The organism is Faecalibacterium sp. Marseille-Q4137, assembly GCF_017377535.1.
GTDB lineage: Bacteria > Bacillota > Clostridia > Oscillospirales > Ruminococcaceae > Faecalibacterium > Faecalibacterium duncaniae.
The window spans coordinates 1-20,342 of record NZ_JAFREK010000015.1 but is presented as its reverse complement, the minus strand read 5'-3'; the positions used below and the strand labels follow the sequence as shown (position 1 = coordinate 20,342).

The window sequence follows — 20,342 nt, the reverse complement described above, 5'->3', positions numbered from 1 at the left end:
TCAAGAATAATTCCTATTTATTTTGAGAATATTTCTCAGTTATGCTGTTTCAGGGCGCAGACCGCAATGCTCAAAGCGCTCCATGCCGCCTGATACATCAGGACAGCGGCCACCGACAGGGTGCCGATGCTGCCCGCGTAGGTCAGCAGAACACCGATGACCACCGAGAACCAGACCGAGACCATCTGCACTGTGGTGGCGCTCGTCTCGGCATTCTGGGCCTTTTCCGCCGCGCGCAGGCCGCCGATCAGGCTGGCAAAGCCCTTATCATGCAGCATACAGCAGCGGGCAGTCTCGTCCGGCTGGGCAGGGGTCAGCGCGCTGCACTGCTCCTGATCCAGCAGGGTGATCATCCCCTCGGGCAGATGGTAAGCCTCGGTGATGTGGCGGGCCGTCAGGCTGGGGTCCTCACAGGTGACCAGCAGGCGGATGTTCTCCCGCTGCAGCACCTCCAGACCGCGGGCGGCGTTGCGGCCGCCCACATAGTGGAGCACGAACATGGCGTGCAGGCTGCCGGAAACAGCCAGATACAGGATCTGCAGCGCGCCGTTTTGGGAGTGCTCATCCTCGTACTCCTGCTCAGGCAGGGGCACGCCCTCCCGCTCCATGTACAGCCGGTTGCCGATGAGCACCCGGTTGTTATCGCACCAGGCGGCAAAACCAAGGCCGTGGTGGACCTCCAGATCCTTCACAGGGTACAGGATCTCGGTGCGGTCCTCGATGATCTGACGGAACAGGCCCCGCAGGGTCTCACAGCTGTGGTTGAGAATGCTGGCCGCATAGAGGATGGCACGGTCGATGCGGCCGCCCTTGAAGATGCGGATGTCCTCCAGATTCACGCTGTCGGCGGTAAAGAGCTCGTCGGCATCCACCTGCACGGTGTCCACACCGCCCAGCTCCTCAATGGCAGCCCAACCGGGCACCACGGCACCGGCGGCGGCAGCGGTCTTTTGCAGGCGCAGAGAAGCGATGCCCGCAACCAGGGTGGAGGACAGCGGTGCCCCCATGCAGAGCATGGAGGTCAGGGCTGCGGCCATGCCGTTGGGCCCGCCGCCAAACAGCAGGAACACCAGTCCGCTGAGCACGGCGGCGCCCAGCAGGATCAGGGCCGTCTTGCGGGCGCGGCGCTCACTGGCGCGCTCCCCGAAGCTCTGCTCCACCAGCGCCTCGTCCCACTGGACAGGGCGGCTGAGCAGCACCCATGGATCTTTCTGATCCAGGCTCCGGGCCAGCACCCGGATCAGGTCCTTATCCCGGACGCGGAACGCGCCCTGCAGCCCCTCGGGGGATCGGACGGCAAGGTCGTAGCCGTTTCTGACGGCAGTCAGCAGGACACGGCTGCCCAGCAGGGCCAGGAACAGGCCCAGTGCGGCCACGCCGGAAAGCAGCGTCCAGCTGGAGTTCTGATAGCTCTGGGCGTTGAGCAGGGCGACCGCAGCCTGCACCAGCGCACCGCAGGCGGCCAGCGCCGGCATGGTGTCTGCACTGGGGCGGCCCTTGAGACCCTGCAGACCATCCCGCAGGACAGGCCAACCCACAGCCAGCGCACCGGCCAGAAAGAGCAGGTTGGCGGCATAGAACGCCGCCGGGGCGATCACAGGGTCAAGGGAGGCCACAGGGGCCAGCAGCCCCTCGGCAACAAGGCCAAAGTGGAGCAGCACCACGGCAAGGATGCCCTCCAGCACACACCGCAGCGTCAGCTCCGCGCCCATCCGGCGGAGCTTCTCCCCCACCTGCTCGGGCGTTTCCGGCTCGGCTTCTTCTTCAGGCTTCTCCTCAGCCTCCGGCGCGGCAGGGGCCGCTTCCCCAGCGGGCTGGGCCGGGGCCTCCTCTGCCGGGGCGGCAGGCCGGGCGGGTGCTTCGTCCTCTTCCAGCCCCATCAGCGGCAGGCTCATGCTGTCGTCCTTGCTGGGGGCCTCGGTGCGGGTAGGGGCCTGCGGCTCGTTCTCGTCCGCGCCCTTGCCAAAGAACTGGAAAGCCGTTTCCGGTTCCGGCTCAACCTCTGGCGCGGCTTCCGGGGCAGACTTCGCCTGCTTTACCGACTGATCCTCGGCAAACACCATGGGGATTGCCGGGCCCTCAGGCGCTGCGGGAGCTTCCGGCTCCACGGCCAGCACCTCTTCGGGGGCATCCTGCACCTCCTCCACCGGGGCGGGCTTGGGGGTGCCATAGAGCATGGCCTTGAGTTCGGCCATCTCTGCATCCTCCTGCTGCTCCTGCGGGGTCAGGGGTTCCCGGCGGCGGGGCGGCTCCGGCTTTTTCTCGGGCTGGGGTGCGGGCCGGGGTTCCGGCTTCGGCGCTGCGGGGGCTTCCGGCGCGGTGGGCAGAGCCACAGGCTCTGCTTCCTCCAGCTCTCCGGGCTCCAATGCCAGCTCCAGGCCGGCCTCGGCTTCTTCCTCATGGCCCAGCACGATCTCACCCGTGGGCGGCAGCTCATTCTGCACGGCCGGGGCGGCGGCAGGCTCTTCTTGGGCCTTTTCGCGGTGAAAGAGTTTGCCCAGCAGGCTGCCGGTATTCTCCTTTTCCTCATCGCGGCGCTTCATCTCTTCGGGCACCTGTGCCACGCTGGTGCTGAAAAACGTGCGGAACTTCTCGTTCTGCGCATCGATCTCTTCCTGTGTCAGCTCTTTGCGCTTATCATCCTTTGGCATCCTAGTCCCTCCCTGTTCTGGTCACGGCGGTCTGGCCGCTGTTTCTTACTCTGCGGCGCGCTGGCTCTGGATCTCGTACAGGATGATGCCAGCCGCCACCGAAACATTGAAGCTGTCCACACCGGTACCCTGAGCAGCCATATCCAGCCGCACCACACCATCGCAGAGCTTTTTCACCAGCTGGGATACACCGCTGCCCTCGCTGCCCAGCACCAGTGCGATGGGGCCGGTCAGGTTGTTCTTGCGCAGGGGCACACCGTCCATATCGGCACAGTAGACGAACACCCCCTGATCCTTCAGGCGGCGGATGGTCTCACCGATGTTGGCCACGCGGGCCACAGGCAGGCGCTCGGCCGCACCGGCGCTGGACTTGATAACGGTGGGGGTCACGGACGCGCCGCCCCGCTTGGGGATGACGATGCCGTGGGCTCCGCACAGCAGAGCAGAGCGCATCACCGCGCCCAGATTGTGGGGGTCCTCGATGCCGTCACTCAGCACCAGGAAAGGGGGCTCCCCCTTCTCTCTGGCAACGTTCAGCAGGTCCTCCACGGTCACATATTCGATCTCGCTGGCAAAGGCAGCCACGCCCTGGTGGCTCTCGGTGCCGGTCATCAGGCGCAGCTTGTTGGGATGCACCCGCTTGACCGTGGCCCCGGCCTCCTTGGCCATGGCGGTATAGTAAGCTGCCACAGCGGGGGCCATGCCCTCCGCGATCAGCACGGTATCCACGCCGGAACCGCTCTTGAGCAGCTCGGTCACGGGGTTTTTGCCGTAGACCAGGCTCTCATTCTTGGGCTGCTCCTCCGTGCTGCTGCGGCGGGGGCGGCGCGGCATTTTCTGTTCGTCCATTGATGTGTTCTCCTTCCATTCTATGGCAAGGCGGGCCGTTTGAGCCGCGCCATGGTTTCGTTCTGTTTCAGTTTTACTATATTTTGACACTGATACATTCTAAAGTATAGCATACCCCGGCATTCTTCGCAATGTTTGCCGAAGGCAAAAGTTTCCCACATTCAGCAGGCTATACAACCGGTAATTCGGCTCAAATTTTTCCACATGTTGAAAATCCGGTGGAAAATGTTCAAAAATCAAGTTTGTACGCCCACTTTCCGGGTGGAATTCCACAGTTTCCACCGAGTTTTCAACCTCTCAGGTTCGACACGCAAACTTTCCGCCGTACTTTTTGTAAAATTCAAGTCGGAATTATGACAATTTTTTGAAGGGAGATCCAGTGGTTTTTGCCAGAATCTCCAACATCAAAATGCCCAATGTGAATTTGTGTTGAAAACGCCGCGGGAACCGCCTTGATTTTATCCTGTAATTGGGGTATACTACCCTTAGGTTCGTTAAAGGATGCGCAATCTTGTATCCAAAACGGCTTTTTCACCCCAAAATGATTTTGCGGAGGTAATGAATAATGTTGGTAAATGCAACCGAAATGCTGATCAAGGCACGCGATGGCCACTACGGTGTGCCTCAGTTCAACATCAACAATCTGGAGTGGACCAAGGCAGTCCTGACCGCCTGCGAGGAAATGAAGAGCCCCGTTATCCTGGGTGTCTCTGAGGGCGCAGGCAAATACATGACCGGCTTCAAGACCGTTGCCGCCATGGTCAGCTCCATGGTGGAGACCATGGGCATCACCGTTCCCGTTGCCCTGCACCTGGACCACGGCACCTACGAAGGCTGCAAGGCCTGCGTTGAGGCTGGCTTCTCCTCCATCATGTTCGACGGCAGCCACTACTCCATCGAGGAGAACGTGGAAAAGACCAAGGAGCTGGTCGCTCTGGCACACTCCAAGGGCCTGAGCATCGAGGCCGAGGTCGGCTCCATCGGCGGCGTTGAGGACGGCGTTGTGGGCGCTGGCGAGATCGCAGACCCCGCCGAGTGCGCAAAGATCACCGATCTGGGCATCGACTTCCTGGCTGCCGGCATCGGCAACATCCACGGCGTTTACCCCGCCAACTGGAAGGGCCTGGACTTTGAGGCTCTGGACCGCATCCACAAGGCTACCAACAACATTCCTCTGGTCCTGCACGGCGGCACCGGCATCCCCGACGAGATGATCCAGAAGGCCATCAGCCTGGGCGTTTCCAAGATCAACATCAACACCGAGTGCCAGCTGGTCTTTGCTGAGGCCACCCGCAAGTACATCGAGGCTGGCAAGGATCAGCAGGGCAAGGGCTTCGACCCCCGCAAGCTGCTGGCTCCCGGCGCTCAGGCCATCATCGACAAGTGCAAGGAAAAGATCGAGCTGTTCGGCTGCGCAGGCAAGGCCTGAGCCGAAGCGCATCTCCTGAGCACATTCCCGCCCCATAAATGATACTGCCCCGCTGTTCTGTGCATCACAAAACAGCGGGGCATTTTTTTGTAAGCCAGTCCGCAAAAAAGGGGGCTGCTGCACCGGTTTTTCCCGTGTGCCGCAGCCCCTCTTCTTTACTGGTTCAATTTTGCAAACGCTTCCCGCACATCGCCGGAGAAGTAGAGCGTGCCCAGCGCGCACACGGGGCCGGTGCCCCCAAGGGCGACCGCCCGGGCCACACCGGCTTCAATGGTGGAAGCGGGCTCGGCCCTGCCGCCCCGGGCGCGGATCTGTTCGGCCAGCGTCTCGGCGGACATGGCGCGGGGGGTATGGGCCGCTACGGTGACGAACTGCCCGGCCAGCGGCAGGAGCAGTGCCAGCATCTCATCCACATCCTTGTCCGCCATGATGCTGAGCAGGAACACAAACTTCTGCCCCGGAAAGCGGTCCCGCAGGCTCTGCACGGTGGCCCGCATTCCGTGGGCGTTGTGGCTGCCATCCAGCAAAAAGACGGGCGAATGCCGCAGCAGCTCGAACCGGCCCGGCCAGCGCACCTGTTCCAGACCAGCACGGATGGCGCTATCCGGGATGTTCCAGCCCCGGCTGCGCAGCACCCGCAGGGCCGTAATGGCCGTGGCGGCGTTCCGGGGCTGATAGCTGCCGATCAGGGGCAGGCGGATGCCGTTCAGGCCGTCAAAATCAAAGGTGACAGCATCCAGATCCCCGTCCTCGATGGTCAACCTGCTGAGATCCACCACGGTCAGCGGCGCGTGCCGCTCTGCCGCCGCACGGGCGATGACGGCATCGGCCTCGGGCACACCGCCATAGCTCACCACCGGACTGCCCGGCTTGATGATGCCCGCCTTGGCCGACGCGATATCGGCCAGGGTGGGGCCCAGCTCCTTCACATGATCCATGCCCAGCGCCGTGATGACCGCGCACTCCGGCGGGTCGATGACGTTGGTGGAATCCAGCGTGCCGCCCAGGCCCACCTCCAGCACCACGATGTCGCATTTCGTCTCAGCGAACCAGAGCATCCCCAATGCCGTGATGATCTCGAACTCGGTGGGGATATCGGTCATGGCATCGGCAGCGGGCTTCACACGCTCCACCAGCCGCACCAGCGCCTCGTCCGGGATCTGTTGGCCGTTTACCTGAATGCGCTCGTTGAATCGGTTGATAAAGGGCGAGGTATACAGGCCCACCCGGTAACCCGCCGCCTGCAGGCAGGAGGCCAGCATGGCCGCCGTGCTGCCCTTGCCGTTGGTGCCCGCCACATGGATGAATTTCAGCTGCTTGTGCGGGTTCCCCAGTGCGGCCAGCAGGGTCCGGGTGCGGGTCAGGCCCGGCTTGTGCCCCGCCCACTGGACGGCGTGGATATAGTTCAGTGCTTCCTCGTAGTTCATTGTGCAATGCCTCGGATCGTTTTGTTTTCCAGCAGCAGGCGCACCAGCACGGTGTTCACCGCCGCCAGGACCAGCGCGTTGGGAATGCGGGTCACCAGCACGCTCCACGGATAGTTATAGAAGAGGTGGAGTGCCAGCGAGTTGATGACAATGGAGCCCACCGCATGGCCGGCAAACACGCTGATCTGGGTGCGCAGGCCCAGCCGCAGGTTGGGCAGGACGCGCCAGAGAAGGCCCGCCGTCAGGCCGATGGAGCCTGCTCCCAGCGTGATCAGCGGATTGATGGCGTAGCCGGAAAGGGTGCCGCCGATCATATCGGCCACCGCACCCACGGCAAAGCCCTCCACCGGCCCGAACAGCACACCGGCCAGCAGGGTGGGCAGGCTGCCCAGGTTGAACCGGACAAAGCCGGTGGAAATGCTCAGCACCCGGGCAAACACGATGCTCATGGCAGTGAGCAGGGCCAGCATGGTGAGCTTGCGGACGGAATTTCTGGAATGGTTCATATCAATTGTCCTCCCCTGTTTCGGGAACCGCGGGGCGGGCAATGCAAAACGCCCTCCCCTGTGACAAACCGCACAAAGGAGGGCGTGATTCAACGGTTCACATCCAGACGGGGCCGCAGACGGCCCCGTCTGCACCCAAGTCCATGCAGCAGCGGGATGCAGGCCATGCACCGCGGGTCTTACCTTCGTCCGCAGCACAACTCCCCGTTGATGCGGCACTTAACGCGCATGGCCTTACTCTGTTGATGGTCTTATTATATGCCTTTTTCCGGCCCATTGCAACCACAACTCCCATCATCTTTCCCAATTCGCGGGGCAGATTTTTGGCGGGGTGCACAATTCCGGCCTACGCAAAAAGCCCTCCGGTGCGTCTCGTCCCGGAGGGCTTTGGGGTACAAAAGTTCTGGTCAATTACTGCACATCGGTCAGCTCAGCCAGCTTGTGGAAGATCTCGGTGTTGTCATACACGCCGCGGAACTTGTCTGCACCCTGACCACGGGCGTAGAGGTTCACCATGGCACCGGTGTGGGCGTAGGTGGTATGATCCACACCGGACTTGTGGTTGATGGTGTGGCAGATGGCCATGCTGAAGGGGATGTAGGTGCCGTACAGCTCATAATCCTGCTGGCTCATCTTGCTCTGGCTGGAAGAGCCGACCTTGAGGGTGCGCTCGTAAGCGGTGCGCAGGTTCTCCACCTCGTAGTCGGTCAGCAGCAGCTTGCCTGCGTTGGCGGCATCGGGGTCGGTGGGCAGGGTCAGGCCGAAGTTTGCCTTCACATCCTGCATGGCAGTCTCGAAAGGAGTCTGATCCCTCACGTAGTTGTTCACATAGGTAGAATCGAACTTTGCGTAGGACATCTTCTGGTGGGCCAGGTTGGTCAGGAAGGTGTCGTAGTTGGTGGTCTTGTAGCCAATGCCCAGGCCGCCGGTCTCGTGGTCAGCGGTCACCAGGATCAGGGTATCATCGGGGTGCTGGGCATAGAACTCCACAGCGGCCTGCACCGCATTGTGCATCTCGATCACATCATGGATAGAGGCAGCGGCATCGTTGGCGTGGCAGGCCCAGTCGATCTTGCCGGACTCCACCATCATAAAGAAGCCGTTGCTGTTGTCCAGCAGCTCAATGCCCTTGCGGACATAGTCGGTCAGCTGCCACTCTCCCGGAGCGGCATCCATGGCGTAGTTCATGGCCTTGCCGTCGGCCAGATTCTCGGCAATGATCAGGGTCTTGCCTGCCCCGGCCTTCAGGGCAGCAGCACCGGCCTGGGTGGTGACAACATTGTAACCGGCCTGTGCAGCCACCTCGTGGTTGTTGGGGCCGGTGCCATCGCCGTTCACCTTCTGGAACTCGCCGCCTGCGAAATACTCAAAGCCGGAGTTTGCCAACTCCACGCCGATCTGATAGTAGTTCTTGCGGGTCTTCTGGTGTGCATAGAAGGCAGCAGGGGTGGCATGGTCAATATTCACCGTGGAAACGATGCCAACCTTGTAGCCCTTCTGCTTGTGGAGCTTCTCCGCAATGGTCTCATAGGGCACATCACGGGTCCAGGGGCACATATTGATGACACCGCTCTCGGTCTTTTTGCCGGAAGCGATGGAGGTGGCGGTGGAAGCGGAGTCCGGGCAGAAGGAGGTGCTGTCGTAGGTGGTCACGCTGCCCACCTCCGGGAACTGGGTAAAGCTCAGCTCTGCCTCGGTGATGGCACCGTTGTTGGTGACAGTGCCCTGATAGAACCGGGCAGACTGGATCTGGGCAGTGCCCATGCCATCACCGATGAACAGGAAGATGTACTTGGGCTTCTTCTGGAACAGGCCAAAGCAGTTCTCCTCGTCAGCTGCGGTGGAAGCAGCCGGAGCGGCGGCGTTTGCAGCCACGGGGGCAGCAGTCATCAGACCGGCGGCAGATGCCACAGCACCCACTTTCAGGAAACTGCGGCGGGACATTTTATGTTCTTTCATACGATAATTCCTCTCTTATCCTGAGCCCTCCCGGGCCCTGTTGCAATGTATCTTGGGAACGGTTCTATTGTACCCATTCGGAGAAAGAGGGGAAACCATGGTAAGGCAAATCTTAGGTAAACCTTGGGCAATGAAAAACAGGCATTGGTAAAAAACAGGTGGTCTTTGTAAAATCGGATTGTTCCTGCCCGAGGGCACTTTTATTCCGTCAGGATTCGCCCCGGATCGGTTGCATCCGATGGGCAAATCGTGTATACTGTAACCCGATTTTTATTTGCGGAGGGAGGGGTGCACATGTCCGTTTTGTGTCTGGGCGAAGTCTGGCTGGAGCTGAACGCCGCCACGGCTCCGGAGCTGACGGAGACATTCCGGGCGCAGACCGGCGGCTGGGGTGCAGGCTTCTGCCGCCAGTACGCCGCATTGGGCGGGCAGGCGGCTCTGCTGGCCCAGCTGGGAGCCGACCCCTTTGGCCGCAAGCTGGCGGCCCGGCTTGCCCGGGATGGTGTGGATTGCTCCCTGCTCTGCTTCACGGATGCCTTCCCCACGCCGGTGGTGTTCACAGGAGCAGACACCGCTCTGCCCTACCGTGCCCACACCGCCGGGCTGGCCCTTGGGCCGGAACAGCTGGAGGCCGCCCCGTTCCGGGGAGCCTCTGCCTTCTGCTTTTCCTCCGCCGGGCTGGTGGACAGCCCCCTGCGGCTGGCCCACCTCGAGGCCCTTGCCGCCGCCCGGGATGCCGGGGCGCTCTGCTGCTATCTTCCCCGGCTGGCGCAGGCCGCGCCCTACTGGCCGCAGCGGGAGGCCCTGTGCCAGACCGCCCTGCAGTTTCTTGACCGGGCAGACGTTCTCTTTTTAGAGGAGAGCGACCTGCCCCTCCTCTTCGGCTCCCGGGAGCTGCGCACAGCCCTGTTTGCCCTGTTCACCGGCCATGTGCAGCTGATCTTTTTCTACAAAAAGGACAGGATTCTTGCCTTTACACGCAGTGTTATGGCTTCTGCCGCAAAAAAAGACCAGAGCCCCGCTCTGGTCTTGTATCGGATGGAACAAATGGGAATTCATGTAATCGATTTGCCACGGTTAAGGGAGCATGTACTAGGACAGTTACTGAGTAACGATGCAAACACAACGGAATGCCAAGGGCTCCCCTACTAGGGGAGCTGGCGAGCGAAGCGAGACTGAGAGGTTTAATCCGTAACCAAACAAAAACAGCCAGCGCCGTGGAAAGGAGGAGAAAGCGGCGCTGGCTGTGTATGAGAACTCCCAAACATTTGCGGCTGTCAGGAGATGGTTGGTAGTCTGTCCGCTGCCTTGGCTATTGCCTCGCATCAGCAGGGGACAGTGTTTTTTAAAGGGGCCGCGCCGCCCGGTTTCTGCCGGAGATGCGCGGTTTTCATTGCCTGCATGGCATCTTGGGAGGATGTTTTTCTGTTCCTCCCTGACTGCACCCTTATTGTACAGGATAAAAATGGAGTTTCTTTGTGAGGAATTTGAACAAATTGAAAATAAACGGAGCCGCTGCACATCATTTTGTACAGCGGCTCCGTTTTTTACGATTTTTCTTTAATTTTCAGCCAGATTACCGGTGTAGAGCTGGTAATACTTGCCCTTCTTGGCGATCAGCTCGTCGTGGCTGCCGCGCTCGATGATGCGGCCCTGCTCCAGAACCACGATGCAGTCTGCATTGCGGACGGTAGACAGGCGGTGGGCAATGACAAAGCTGGTGCGGCCATACATCAGGCCGTCCATGCCCCGCTGGACCAGCGCCTCGGTGCGGGTATCAATGGAGGAGGTCGCCTCGTCCAGGATCAGCACCGGGGGATCGGCAACCGCGGCGCGGGCAATGGCCAGCAGCTGGCGCTGCCCCTGCGACAGGTTTGCACCGTCGTTGGTCAGCATGGTGTTGTAGCCATCAGGCAGACGCTTGACAAAGCCATCGGCATTGGCCAGCTTTGCGGCGGCAATGCACTCCTCATCGGTGGCATCCAGACGGCCATAGCGGATGTTCTCCATGACCGTGCCGGTGAACAAGTGGGTATCCTGCAGAACGATGCCCAGAGAGCGGCGCAGGTCGTCCTTTTTGATCTTGCGGATGTTGATGCCATCATACCGGATCTTACCGTCTGCGATATCGTAGAAGCGGTTGATCAGGTTGGTGATGGTCGTTTTGCCGGCACCGGTGGAGCCGACAAAGGCGATCTTCTGGCCCGGGCGGCCATAGAGGTTGATCCCGTGCAGAACGGTCTTTTCCGGCACATAGCCAAAATCGACATCGGTAAAGGTGATGTCACCCGCCAGCTTGTGGTAGGTGGTGGTGCCGTCGTGGTGGGGATGCTTCCAGGCCCAGATGCCGGTGCGCTCGGTGGTCTCCACCAGCTCGTCATCCTTGCCATACTTGACGTTGACCAGGGTGACATAGCCCTCGTCGGCCTCGCTGGTCTCGTCCATCATCTTGAAGATACGCTCCGCACCGGCCAGTGCCATGATCACGCTGTTGGCCTGCATGGACACCTGGCTGATGGGCATATTGAAGCCCTTATTCAGGCTCAGGAAGGCCATCACGGTGCCCAGGGTCATGCCGCCGACATTGCCAACGGCCATGGCCGCGCCTGCCAGAGCACAGACTGCATAGCTGGTATTGCCCAGCTGTGCGGTAACGGGCATGATGATGTTGGCGTAGCTGTTGGCCTGCTCGGCGCTTTCCTTCAGTTTATCGTTCAGCTGCCGGAAGCCATCCAGAGCCTTCTGCTCGTGGGTGAACACCTTGACGACCTTCTGGCCCTCCATCATCTCTTCGATGTAGCCGTTCACCTTGCCCAGATCCTTCTGCTGGGCCACAAAGTACTTGCCGCTCATGGAAGTGATCTTCTTGGAGCAGAACAGCATCAGGGCCACCATCAGCATGGTGACAACGGTGAGCTGCCAGCTCATCAGGCACATGCTGGTGAACACGGACACGATGGTGATGGCGCTGGACACCAGCTGGGGGATGCTCTGGCTGATCATCTGGCGCAGGGTGTCCACATCGTTGGTGTACACCGACATGATGTCGCCGTGGGGGTGGGAGTCAAAATACCGGATGGGCAGGCTTTCCATGTGGGTGAAAAGCTGGACGCGCAGGTTGCGCAGGGTGCCCTGGGTCACGTTGACCATGATACGGGCGTTGAGCCATGCGGCCAGCACGCCGATAGCGTAGATGCAGCCGATGCGCACCAGTGCGCCTGCCAGCGGGCCGAAGTCCGGCGTGGCCTGCTTGGTCATGGGGACGATGTAATCATCGATCAGGGTCTTGAGGAAGAGGCTTGCCTGCACATTTGCCAGCGCGCTGACGATGATGCAGACCAGCACAAGGATGCAGTGGGGCAGATAGTGCTTGAACACCTCATCCATGATCCGCTTGAGCAGCTTGCCCGGGTTCTCGACCTTCGGCTTGGGGCCGCCCACCCCACGGGGGCTGGGGCCCTTTACTTCTTTCACCTGTGCCATTACTGCTCACCTCCCTGCTTGTCAAAATCGCCGCCGCCCTGGGTCTGGCTGTTGTAAACTTCCTGATAGATCTTGTTTGTCTTGAGCAGCTCCTCGTGGGTGCCCAGACCGTTGATCTGGCCGTTGTCCAGCACCAGGATGCGGTCTGCATCCTGCACGGAGGAGATGCGCTGTGCAATGATGATCTTGGTGGTGCCGGGGATCTCCTCCCGGAAGGCCTTGCGGATCTTGGCATCGGTGGCGGTATCCACGGCGCTGGTGCTGTCGTCCAGGATCAGCACCTTGGGCTTGCGCAGAAGCGCGCGGGCAATGGTCAGGCGCTGCTTCTGGCCGCCGGACACGTTGGAGCCGCCCTGCTCGATCCAGGTATTGTACTTGTCGGGGAAGCGCTCGATGAACTCATCGGCGCAGGCCAGCTTGGCCACCCGGATGCACTCTTCCTCGCTGGCGTTCTCATCGCCCCAGCGCAGGTTGTCGAGGATGGTGCCGCTGAACAGAACGTTCTTCTGCAGCACCATGGAGACCTCCCGGCGGAGGACATCCAGGCTGTAATCCTTAACGTCCACGCCGCCCACCTTGACAGAGCCGGTCTCGGCATCATACAGGCGGGGGATCAGCTGCACCAGGCTGGATTTTGCACTGCCGGTGCCGCCGATGATGCCCAGCGTCTCGCCCGGCCGGATGGTAAAGGTGATATCGTTCAGCACCGGCTGACCGCTGCCGTGCTTATACTTGAAGGTCACGTGGTCAAACTCAATGCTGCCGTCTGCCACCTGCTGCACCGGTGCCTTGGGGGCGGGCAGGTCGGTGGTCTCGTCCAGCACCTCCACGATACGGCGGGCGGAAGCGGCGGACATGGCGATCATCACAAAAGCCATGCTCAGCATCATCAGGGCCATCAGGATGTTCATAATGTAACCGAACAGGGCGTTCAGCTGGCCGGTGGTGATCGCACCGTTCAGGACGTAATGTGCGCCGAACCAGCTCAGGGCGATGTTGCAGCCGTACACAGAGACCAGCATGGCGGGATTGTTGAAGCTCAGACGGCTCTCGGCGTGGACGAACTGCTTGTACAGGCTCTCGCAGGCCTTGGTGTACTTCTCGTTCTCAAAGTGCTCCCGGACAAAGCTCTTGACCACGCGGATGGCCGAGACATTTTCCTGCACGGAGGCGTTCAGGTTATCGTAGTTCTTGAACACCTTATCAAAGATGCCGAAGGTGGGAACCATAATGCCTGCCAGCACTGCCACCAGGAACACGATCGCCACCAGGAACACCATGGTCAGCGAGCGGCTGATCATGGAGGCCATGATGAGCGCGAAAACCAGATGGACGGGGGCACGCACACACATGCGCTCGATCATCTGGAACGCGTTCTGCAGGTTGGTCACGTCGGTGGTCATACGGGTGACCAGACCAGCCGTGGAGTACTTGTCGATGTTGGAGAACGAGAAATGCTGGATGTTCTCATACATCGCATCGCGCAGGTTGCCTGCAAAGCCGGTGGATGCCGTGGCGGCAAACCTGCCGGCCAGCACGCCCAGCAGCAGGGCAATGGCCGCCACCAGGAAGGTGAGCAGGCCGTACTTGACAACGGCGTTCATATCGCCCTTTTCAATGCCCTGGTCAATGATAAAGGCCATGATGGTGGGCAGCAGCACATCCATGATGGCTTCCAGAGCAGATAGGATCGGTGTCAGGATCGCGGCGCGCTTGTACTCGCCCAGATGTGACACAAGTTTTTTGATCATCTGTTGTAATCCTCCTGAAGTTTATTTGCAGGGGTCATTCCAGCCCCTTGCGCAGCTTGTTCAATAACCGCAGAAGCTCTGCGTTTTCCTCTTCCGTCAGCAATCCGGCCACAAACTCATCGGTCTGGTGCAGGGAGAGTATCGTCTTTTCATGGACGCGGCCCCCCTCTTCCGTCAGGATCAGCCGTTTGAGCCGGGCATCCTGCGGCACGCTCTGGCGCTCGATGTAGCCCTTGCGCTCCATCAGCTGCAGGATGTTCGTCACGGTCGAGCGTGTGATGGAGAACTCCCGTTCGATATCGCGCTGGTACACGGGCTCGTTCTTGTGCCAGTAGAGGTAGCTCATGATCCAGTCGTGCATGGGGGTCACGTTGTCCACGTTGTTCTCCCGGTGGAACTGGTTGATCTTGCGGAAGATCAGGTTGTTCACCCGGCGCACCTGTGCCGGGATGACCTGCGGCGGCTCCCATGGGGGGTTGCAGCAGGGTTGTTTGTTGCTTTCATCGTGCATAATGGTTTCCCTTTTGAATTGTTTGTGGCAGGATTGTTTTCTTTAGAACTGTTTGATGCCGTACAATATCATAACGCACGATTCGATCATTGTCAATAGGAGACGCAAAATAAAATCCAGAAGCGCCCCACCGAACGGCAGGGCGCTTCCACTGGGCGCTGATTTTGCTTCTGCTGGCTCAACAGCCCTTGCTTTCTGACCAGAATATGCTTTAATAAAAGCAACTATGGGCGCTGCGCCCCCGAATACTGCAAGGAGAATCCTATGGAACAACGGAACACCCGCCTGCGGAACGCGGGCTTCGTTACCTTCTTTTTCAGCGGCATCTGCACCATTTCCAGCGGTGTGGTGGTCAGCCTGCTACAGGAGGAATACGGCTTTGCCTACGGCATGACCGGCACCCTGCTCAGCCTGCTGAGCATCGGCAACCTGCTGGCGGGCCTGCTGGCCGGTGCGCTGGTGGGAAAAATGGGCATGAAGCCAAGCGTCCTGCTGCTGACCATCGGCTATGCGGTGGGCTACGGCCTGATGGGCCTGACCGGCCTGCCCATTCTGCTGGCGCTGGCCTTCTTCATTGTGGGCATTGCCAAGGGCAGTGTCCTGAACACCTGCACCATCCTTGTCAGCGGCAACTCTGCAGACCGCACCCGGGGCATGAACACCATGCACGCCTGCTACGCCTGCGGTGCCCTGCTCTGCCCCTTTCTGATCTCTGCCGCGGCCAGGGTCAGCACCACGCTGGCCGTGCTGGCGCTGGCAGCGCTGGGTCTGGTGCTCTGGCTGGTATACCTGTTCACCCCCATGGCAGGCCGCGCCAAGGCCAAAGAAGCTGTCACCGATTGGAGCTTTTTGCGCTCCTCCCGCTTCTGGCTGCTCACCGGCCTGCTGTTCTGCCAGAACGCCGCCGAGCAGAGCGTTGTGGGCTGGATGGTCACCTACTTCAAGGACAGCGGCATCATTGCAGGCACGCTGGCGGCCTATACCGTCACCGTGATGTGGGGTGCCACCCTGATCGGCCGCCTGCTCATCGCCTTTGTGTTCCCGCTCCGGCAGCCCCGCAAGGCCATGGTGTTTATGGCGGTTTTCTGCACAGCCTTCTACTTTGCCATGATGCAGACCCACAGCCAGCTGCCTGCCATCCTGCTGCTGTTTGCCTTTGCCTTCTCCATGGCCGGTATGAACCCCACCGCCGTGGCCAGCGCCGGTAAAATGACCACCGTGACCAGCATGGGCATCATGCTGCCGGTGGCATCCAGCGGCGCGATCCTGATGCCCTGGGTCATCGGCAAGGTAGCTGAAAGCGCCGGTCTTGCTGTTGGTATGGCAACCAACATCGTGCCCTGTGTGGGGCTGATCGTCTTTGCAATTCTGGTGTCCAGAATGCGGGAGGAGTAAACCTCTCCTGGCAGGAGAGGCAAGCAGCAGGCGACTGAGCGGTTCATCCCCTCGCCTTTGCGCTGAACTCACACCCACAGTAATCCTGACGGTAAAGCCCGTACTCCTCCGAGAGCTGGAGAGAGCGCAGGTAGCCGTTCTGCTTTTTGAAATCCGAGGGCAGGTGCCTGATGCCGAATTCGGCTTCAAGCTCCTGCCCGATTTGATTGATGCGGGCAGCATCCTTGTGGGGGCTGATGGAGAGCGTGGTGGTGAACCAATCAAAGCCGTGCTCCTTTGCGTACTGTGCCGCCCGGCGCATCCGCAAACGGTAGCAGACGGTGCACCGCCCGCCCCGCTCCGGCTCGTTTTCCAGCCCCTGCACAGCCGTATAGAACTCCTGCGGGTCGTAGTGGTCCTCGATGACCGTGACCCCCAGCGGGTGCGCCTGCGCCACGAACTTTTTCAGCTCCTCGCCCCGGCGGTAGTATTCTTCGGCAGGCCAGGTGTTGGGGTTATAGTAAAGCACCGTGATCTCAAAATACCGGCACAGCTTTTCCAGCACGGCGCTGGAACAGGGCCCGCAGCAGGCATGGAGCAGCAGCTTTGGCCGCTGCGGCCCCAGCGTTTTCAACACTTCGTCCATCTGCTGTGCAAAATTCAACTGTTTTGACATCGGTTTCATCCTTTGTTATACTTGCTTTGATTCAAATAGCTCCCTCCTGCTGCCTCGCCAAAAGAGCCGCAGCTGCCGGAAGGGGCATCCCGGTCATATTATATCACATTTTATCTAATAGGAGAACTGCGATGACAAACGAGAAGATCGCCCGCATCAACGAGCTGGCAAAAAAGAGCAAGACCACCGGCCTGACCGATGCCGAAAAGGCAGAGCAGCAGGCCCTGCGGCAGGAGTATGTTGCGGACGTAAAGGCCAGCCTGCGCGCCCAGCTGAACAACACCTCGATCAAAGAGCCGGATGGCACGGTCCACAAGCTGGGGAAGAAGAACTAAAGCAGCATCACGAAGAGGAGCGCCTGGCGGATAATTGAGAGAAAAGTGTTTCTTCCCTCTTTTTTTGTTCCGCGTTTCGTGCTATACTATAATTGTATTGTTGCGGACATTTCCGCGGGCGGTACAGATTCCCAAGGTGGCGTATCCCGGGCAAGGTGCACGGAAAAGGCTGTCTTTTGAAAAAATGATAAAGAGGTCATTTATTATGCTTACTGCAATTACGGGTATCAACTGGGGCGATGAGGGCAAGGGCCGCATGGTCGATCTGATCAGCCAGGAGTATGACATCGTTGCACGGTATCAGGGCGGCAACAACGCAGGCCACACCGTGAAGAACGAGCGCGGCAAGTTCGTGCTGAACCTGCTGCCCTCCGGCATCCTGCGCCCCAACGTTGTCTGCGTGATGGGCAACGGTATGGTCATCGACCCGCACCATCTGGACGGCGAGATCAACAATCTGCGGGAGCAGGGCATTTCCATCACCCCCGATAACCTGAAGATCTCCGACCGGGCCACCATCACCATGCCCTACCATGTCGATCAGGACGGCCTGGAAGAGGCCCGCCTGGCCAAGACCGGCGCACAGTTCGGCTCCACCAAGCGCGGCATCGCCTACACTTACGGCGACAAGTACATGAAGAAGACCCTGCGCATGGGCGACCTGCTCCACCTGGACGACAGCGTGAAGAAGCGCCTGGTGACCATGGTGGATTCCAAGAACCTGGTGATGGAGGGCAGCTACCACTCCGCTCCCATCAGCGTGGACGAGATGTGGGCATGGCTGGAGAAGTATGCCGCCATCTTCAAGGATTACATCTGCGACGTGGGCCAGTATCTGGCTGACGCAGATGCCGCCGGCAAGAAGGTGCTGTTCGAGGCCCAGCTGGGCGCTCTGCGCGACATCGACTTCGGCATCTACCCCTACACCACCTCCTCCAACGTCATCGGCGCTTACGCCCCCATCGGCGCAGGCATCCCGGGCCATAAGCTGACCAACAGCATCGGCGTGATGAAGGCTTACTCCTCCTGCGTGGGCGACGGCCCCTTTGTCACTGAGCTGGCCATGACCGAGGAAGAGAAGCACGCCCTGCGTGAGGCTGGCCACGAGTACGGTGCAGCCACCGGCCGTCCCCGCCGTGTTGGCCCCATCGACCTGGTGGCAAGCCACTACGGCGTGTTCTGCCAGGGCTGCGATGAGGTTGCCCTGACCCTGCTGGACGTGCTGGACTACATGGAGAAGATCCCCATGGTCACCGGCTACAAGCTGACCGACGGCACCATCACCAAGCGCTTCCCCATGGGCATGGCTCTGGACACCGCACAGCCCGTGGTGGAGTATCTGCCCGGCTGGCACTGCGATATCACTGCCGCCCGCAAGTGGGAGGATCTGCCCCAGGAAGCCCGCGATTACGTTGAGTATCTGGAAAAGGCTATTGGCTGCAAGATCACCTACATCTCCGTGGGTGCCGAGCGTGAGGCCTACATCCACCACAACGTCTGATCCGCGCCACAGAACCCGCCGCATTGAAAAGGAAGCGTGACTATGTTTGATATCATCACGGACAGCGCCTGCGACCTGACCCCTGAGACGGCCGCAACACTGAATATTGAGATCATCCCCTTCTATGTCTCGCTGGACGGTGAGCACTACCGCAAGGAAGGCAAGGAGATCGCCGTGCGCGATTTCTACCAGTTCATGGTAGATAACCCCTCGGCCTACCCCAAGACCAGCCTGCCTTCTCTGGAGGATTTTGAGACCGCCTTCCGGGCCCATGCCGAGGCGGGCCGCCCGGTGCTCTGCATCTGCTTTACCAGCAAGATGAGCGGCTGCGTGGGCAGCGCCCGCAACGCCCGGGAGCTGGTGCTGGAGGATTTCCCCGATGCTAAGATCGAGGTCATTGACAGCACCGCCGCCACCGTGACCGAATCCATCGTGGTGGAAAACGCGGTGGCCATGCGGGATGCAGGCTGTACGCTGGACGAAGCCGTGACCTGGCTGGAAGCGGAAAAGATCACCAACCAGATCTTCTTCACGGTGGGTAATCTGGACTACCTCATCAAGGGCGGGCGCATCGGCAAAGTCACGGGCCGTGCCGCCAACATTCTGGGCATCAAGCCCATGATCCTGTTCAAGGAGGGCGAGATCTTCTCCGCTGGTGTGGCCCGCGGTCGCCAGAAGAGCTTTGAGAAGGCCCTCGACCTGCTGATGACCTATCTGGCCGAACACAACGGCACGCCCGACGACTACTGCATCACGGTGGGTTACGGCTACGATGCCGACGAGGGCAAGCGGCTCTGGATGCAGACCCGCGCCGCCCTGCGCGCCAAGTACCCCACCTGCGAGTGCAATGTTGTCCTGCTGCAGATCGGCTGCACCATTGCCGTGCACACCGGCCCCTATGCGTTGGGCATGGGCGTGATGCGGCGGTGGAAAAAACAGTAACTCCCTCAGTCGCCTCCGCCGGCGACAGCTCCCTCTCAGAGGGAGCCTTACGGCAGCGAAAAGCCTCCCTCTCAGAGGGAGGTGGCATTGCGTCAGCAATGACGGAGGGAGTTCCCACATAGTAAAAAAGAAGCCCCGACGAATGTCGGGGCTTCTTTTTGTTTTTCAGCCTTGATTTTTACGATGCACGATCACAGAAGACGGTGACACGGGTCTTGCCGCCGTAGGTGCAGGTGTACAGCACCAGGGCGTAGCCGCTGTGTTCCACTTCCTCCACACTGTGGGGGTCAAGCACTTCGACCTTGTTCACGACGTACTCATTCACGATGCCGTCCATATCGGTGAAGGTGACGCTGTCCCCCGCTGTGAGGGAGGTCAGCTTGCCGAAATGGCTCTCGTAGTTGTGTGCCGCAATGACCAGATCATCGGTGCGGGAAGAGCCGAACTGGCGGCAGGGGGCGATCTTCAGGCGGGGGTAGCTCCACTCGCTCATCACCGGCAGGTCAATGCCGATGGCGGGAATGGAGATCTCACCCACATATTCGTTGCCGTCGATCTCCACCACCGGGAGCTCGGGGTCCAAGGGGCCGCTCTCTGCCTCCGGTTCCGGGGTCTCCACCTTCTGCTGAAGGTCGGCTACCACGGTCTGGGCCTCGGCACCGGCGTGGGCATCCTCGTAGCGGTTGTAGGCGTACAGGCCGCCAGCCGCCAGCAGGAGCACCACACCCAGCACGATGCAGACAAGCCCGGGAGATACTTTACGCATTCTTTTCACGTTTCTTGCTGCGCTCCATCAGGTAGGCACCCACGGCCACCAGCACCAGACCGCTTGCCGTCAGAACAGGTATGGGCCAGTTCAGCTGACCGGTCTGGATCAGTTTGGGGCCTTCGGCCGGGCGGGCATCCGCCACCACGCTGGCCGGGGCGGTGGGCTCCGGTGCACTAGGG

The 20,342-nt window shown here is 60.5% G+C and carries 16 protein-coding genes, 1 pseudogene and 1 riboswitch; of the genes and pseudogenes, 6 read left to right on the top strand and 11 right to left on the bottom strand.

Features of this window, described 5'->3' with window-relative positions; translation table 11 throughout:
• Window positions 1-35 precede the first annotated feature (35 nt).
• Together J3353_RS07800 and rlmB are read right to left on the bottom strand one after the other, a co-directional pair.
• Window positions 36-2,651, bottom strand: coding sequence for a cell envelope biogenesis protein OmpA (locus J3353_RS07800; RefSeq protein WP_207684589.1), 2,616 nt, complete (start codon window positions 2,649-2,651; stop codon window positions 36-38).
• A gap of 45 nt (window positions 2,652-2,696) precedes the next feature.
• Entirely contained in the window at window positions 2,697-3,500 is an 804-nt protein-coding gene (rlmB, locus tag J3353_RS07795) for a 23S rRNA (guanosine(2251)-2'-O)-methyltransferase RlmB (RefSeq protein WP_005935208.1), read from the bottom strand.
• Window positions 3,501-4,065: 565 nt separating this feature from the next.
• On the opposite strand from rlmB, the gene fba reads away from it, so the two are divergent.
• On the top strand, window positions 4,066-4,929 hold the full coding sequence (fba, locus tag J3353_RS07790) for a class II fructose-1,6-bisphosphate aldolase (protein WP_117477141.1): 864 nt from the start codon (window positions 4,066-4,068) through the stop codon (window positions 4,927-4,929).
• A gap of 155 nt (window positions 4,930-5,084) precedes the next feature.
• Here fba and J3353_RS07785 read toward each other — a convergent pair whose 3' ends face one another.
• From J3353_RS07785 to J3353_RS07775, 3 genes are all read right to left on the bottom strand, one after another.
• The gene (locus J3353_RS07785) at window positions 5,085-6,356 is read right to left on the bottom strand and encodes a folylpolyglutamate synthase/dihydrofolate synthase family protein (RefSeq protein WP_207684588.1); all 1,272 of its coding nucleotides are present in this window, start codon (window positions 6,354-6,356) and stop codon (window positions 5,085-5,087) included.
• Window positions 6,353-6,862, bottom strand: a complete 510-nt coding sequence (locus J3353_RS07780; RefSeq protein WP_207684587.1) for a folate family ECF transporter S component — start codon at window positions 6,860-6,862, stop codon at window positions 6,353-6,355. Before J3353_RS07780 ends, J3353_RS07785 begins: the two co-directional genes overlap by 4 nt.
• Before the next feature lie 147 nt (window positions 6,863-7,009).
• Window positions 7,010-7,106: riboswitch (THF riboswitch) on the bottom strand.
• 167 nt (window positions 7,107-7,273) lie between these two features.
• Window positions 7,274-8,821, bottom strand: a complete 1,548-nt coding sequence (locus tag J3353_RS07775; protein ID WP_207684586.1) for an alkaline phosphatase — start codon at window positions 8,819-8,821, stop codon at window positions 7,274-7,276.
• Window positions 8,822-9,115: 294 nt separating this feature from the next.
• Between J3353_RS07775 and J3353_RS07770 the strand changes: the two genes are divergently transcribed.
• Window positions 9,116-9,973 carry a PfkB family carbohydrate kinase gene (locus J3353_RS07770; RefSeq protein ID WP_207684585.1) on the top strand — a complete coding sequence of 286 codons (858 nt, stop codon included), beginning with the start codon at window positions 9,116-9,118 and terminating at the stop codon, window positions 9,971-9,973.
• 408 nt (window positions 9,974-10,381) lie between these two features.
• On the opposite strand, the gene J3353_RS07765 is transcribed toward J3353_RS07770, so the two are convergent.
• From J3353_RS07765 to J3353_RS07755, 3 genes are read right to left on the bottom strand one after another with little or no spacing between them, the layout of a single operon-like run.
• Window positions 10,382-12,304, bottom strand: a complete 1,923-nt coding sequence (locus J3353_RS07765) for an ABC transporter ATP-binding protein (RefSeq protein ID WP_207684584.1) — start codon at window positions 12,302-12,304, stop codon at window positions 10,382-10,384.
• Complete coding sequence (locus J3353_RS07760) at window positions 12,304-14,055, bottom strand: ABC transporter ATP-binding protein (RefSeq protein WP_207684583.1); 1,752 nt, start codon at window positions 14,053-14,055, stop codon at window positions 12,304-12,306. The genes J3353_RS07765 and J3353_RS07760 overlap by 1 nt, the downstream gene beginning before the upstream one ends.
• Before the next feature lie 34 nt (window positions 14,056-14,089).
• Window positions 14,090-14,566 (bottom strand): MarR family winged helix-turn-helix transcriptional regulator, encoded by a 477-nt coding sequence (locus J3353_RS07755; protein WP_156076360.1) that lies wholly within the window; start codon window positions 14,564-14,566, stop codon window positions 14,090-14,092.
• A gap of 264 nt (window positions 14,567-14,830) precedes the next feature.
• Between J3353_RS07755 and J3353_RS07750 the strand changes: the two genes are divergently transcribed.
• On the top strand, window positions 14,831-15,961 hold the full coding sequence (locus J3353_RS07750; RefSeq protein WP_097773306.1) for a sugar MFS transporter: 1,131 nt from the start codon (window positions 14,831-14,833) through the stop codon (window positions 15,959-15,961).
• 43 nt (window positions 15,962-16,004) lie between these two features.
• On the opposite strand, the gene J3353_RS07745 is transcribed toward J3353_RS07750, so the two are convergent.
• A complete protein-coding gene (locus tag J3353_RS07745) occupies window positions 16,005-16,625 on the bottom strand; it encodes an epoxyqueuosine reductase QueH (protein WP_097773305.1) in 621 nt (206 codons plus the stop codon).
• 122 nt (window positions 16,626-16,747) lie between these two features.
• Here J3353_RS07745 and J3353_RS07740 point away from each other — a divergent pair, with 122 nt between their 5' ends.
• The 3 genes from J3353_RS07740 (at window position 16,748) to J3353_RS07730 (ending at window position 19,394) form a co-directional block, all read left to right on the top strand.
• Window positions 16,748-16,951 (top strand): DUF896 domain-containing protein, encoded by a 204-nt coding sequence (locus J3353_RS07740; RefSeq protein WP_005935179.1) that lies wholly within the window; start codon window positions 16,748-16,750, stop codon window positions 16,949-16,951.
• 205 nt (window positions 16,952-17,156) lie between these two features.
• The gene (locus J3353_RS07735; protein ID WP_156060172.1) at window positions 17,157-18,452 is read left to right on the top strand and encodes an adenylosuccinate synthase; all 1,296 of its coding nucleotides are present in this window, start codon (window positions 17,157-17,159) and stop codon (window positions 18,450-18,452) included.
• A gap of 42 nt (window positions 18,453-18,494) precedes the next feature.
• Window positions 18,495-19,394 carry a DegV family protein gene (locus J3353_RS07730; RefSeq protein ID WP_005935175.1) on the top strand — a complete coding sequence of 300 codons (900 nt, stop codon included), beginning with the start codon at window positions 18,495-18,497 and terminating at the stop codon, window positions 19,392-19,394.
• A gap of 178 nt (window positions 19,395-19,572) precedes the next feature.
• Here J3353_RS07730 and J3353_RS07725 read toward each other — a convergent pair whose 3' ends face one another.
• Both J3353_RS07725 and J3353_RS07720 read right to left on the bottom strand, forming a co-directional pair.
• On the bottom strand, window positions 19,573-20,160 hold the full coding sequence (locus tag J3353_RS07725) for a sortase (RefSeq protein WP_117534505.1): 588 nt from the start codon (window positions 20,158-20,160) through the stop codon (window positions 19,573-19,575).
• Window positions 20,153-20,342 (bottom strand): annotated as a pseudogene (locus J3353_RS07720) (peptidase); the annotation flags it as partial. The pseudogene J3353_RS07720 and the gene J3353_RS07725, both read right to left, overlap by 8 nt.

Bases quoted from the DNA above. Each gene is read 5' to 3' on its own strand.
- rlmB (WP_005935208.1), bottom strand. From the start codon at position 3,500: ATGGACGAACAGAAAATGCCGCGCCGCCCCCGCCGCAGCAGCACGGAG.
- J3353_RS07740 (WP_005935179.1), top strand. From the start codon at position 16,748: ATGACAAACGAGAAGATCGCCCGCATCAACGAGCTGGCAAAAAAGAGC.
- J3353_RS07780 (WP_207684587.1), bottom strand. From the start codon at position 6,862: ATGAACCATTCCAGAAATTCCGTCCGCAAGCTCACCATGCTGGCCCTG.
- J3353_RS07725 (WP_117534505.1), bottom strand. From the start codon at position 20,160: ATGCGTAAAGTATCTCCCGGGCTTGTCTGCATCGTGCTGGGTGTGGTG.
- J3353_RS07800 (WP_207684589.1), bottom strand. From the start codon at position 2,651: ATGCCAAAGGATGATAAGCGCAAAGAGCTGACACAGGAAGAGATCGAT.
- J3353_RS07770 (WP_207684585.1), top strand. From the start codon at position 9,116: ATGTCCGTTTTGTGTCTGGGCGAAGTCTGGCTGGAGCTGAACGCCGCC.
- J3353_RS07745 (WP_097773305.1), bottom strand. From the start codon at position 16,625: ATGAAACCGATGTCAAAACAGTTGAATTTTGCACAGCAGATGGACGAA.
- J3353_RS07760 (WP_207684583.1), bottom strand. From the start codon at position 14,055: ATGATCAAAAAACTTGTGTCACATCTGGGCGAGTACAAGCGCGCCGCG.
- fba (WP_117477141.1), top strand. From the start codon at position 4,066: ATGTTGGTAAATGCAACCGAAATGCTGATCAAGGCACGCGATGGCCAC.
- J3353_RS07730 (WP_005935175.1), top strand. From the start codon at position 18,495: ATGTTTGATATCATCACGGACAGCGCCTGCGACCTGACCCCTGAGACG.
- J3353_RS07755 (WP_156076360.1), bottom strand. From the start codon at position 14,566: ATGCACGATGAAAGCAACAAACAACCCTGCTGCAACCCCCCATGGGAG.
- J3353_RS07735 (WP_156060172.1), top strand. From the start codon at position 17,157: ATGCTTACTGCAATTACGGGTATCAACTGGGGCGATGAGGGCAAGGGC.
- J3353_RS07750 (WP_097773306.1), top strand. From the start codon at position 14,831: ATGGAACAACGGAACACCCGCCTGCGGAACGCGGGCTTCGTTACCTTC.
- J3353_RS07775 (WP_207684586.1), bottom strand. From the start codon at position 8,821: ATGAAAGAACATAAAATGTCCCGCCGCAGTTTCCTGAAAGTGGGTGCT.
- J3353_RS07765 (WP_207684584.1), bottom strand. From the start codon at position 12,304: ATGGCACAGGTGAAAGAAGTAAAGGGCCCCAGCCCCCGTGGGGTGGGC.
- J3353_RS07785 (WP_207684588.1), bottom strand. From the start codon at position 6,356: ATGAACTACGAGGAAGCACTGAACTATATCCACGCCGTCCAGTGGGCG.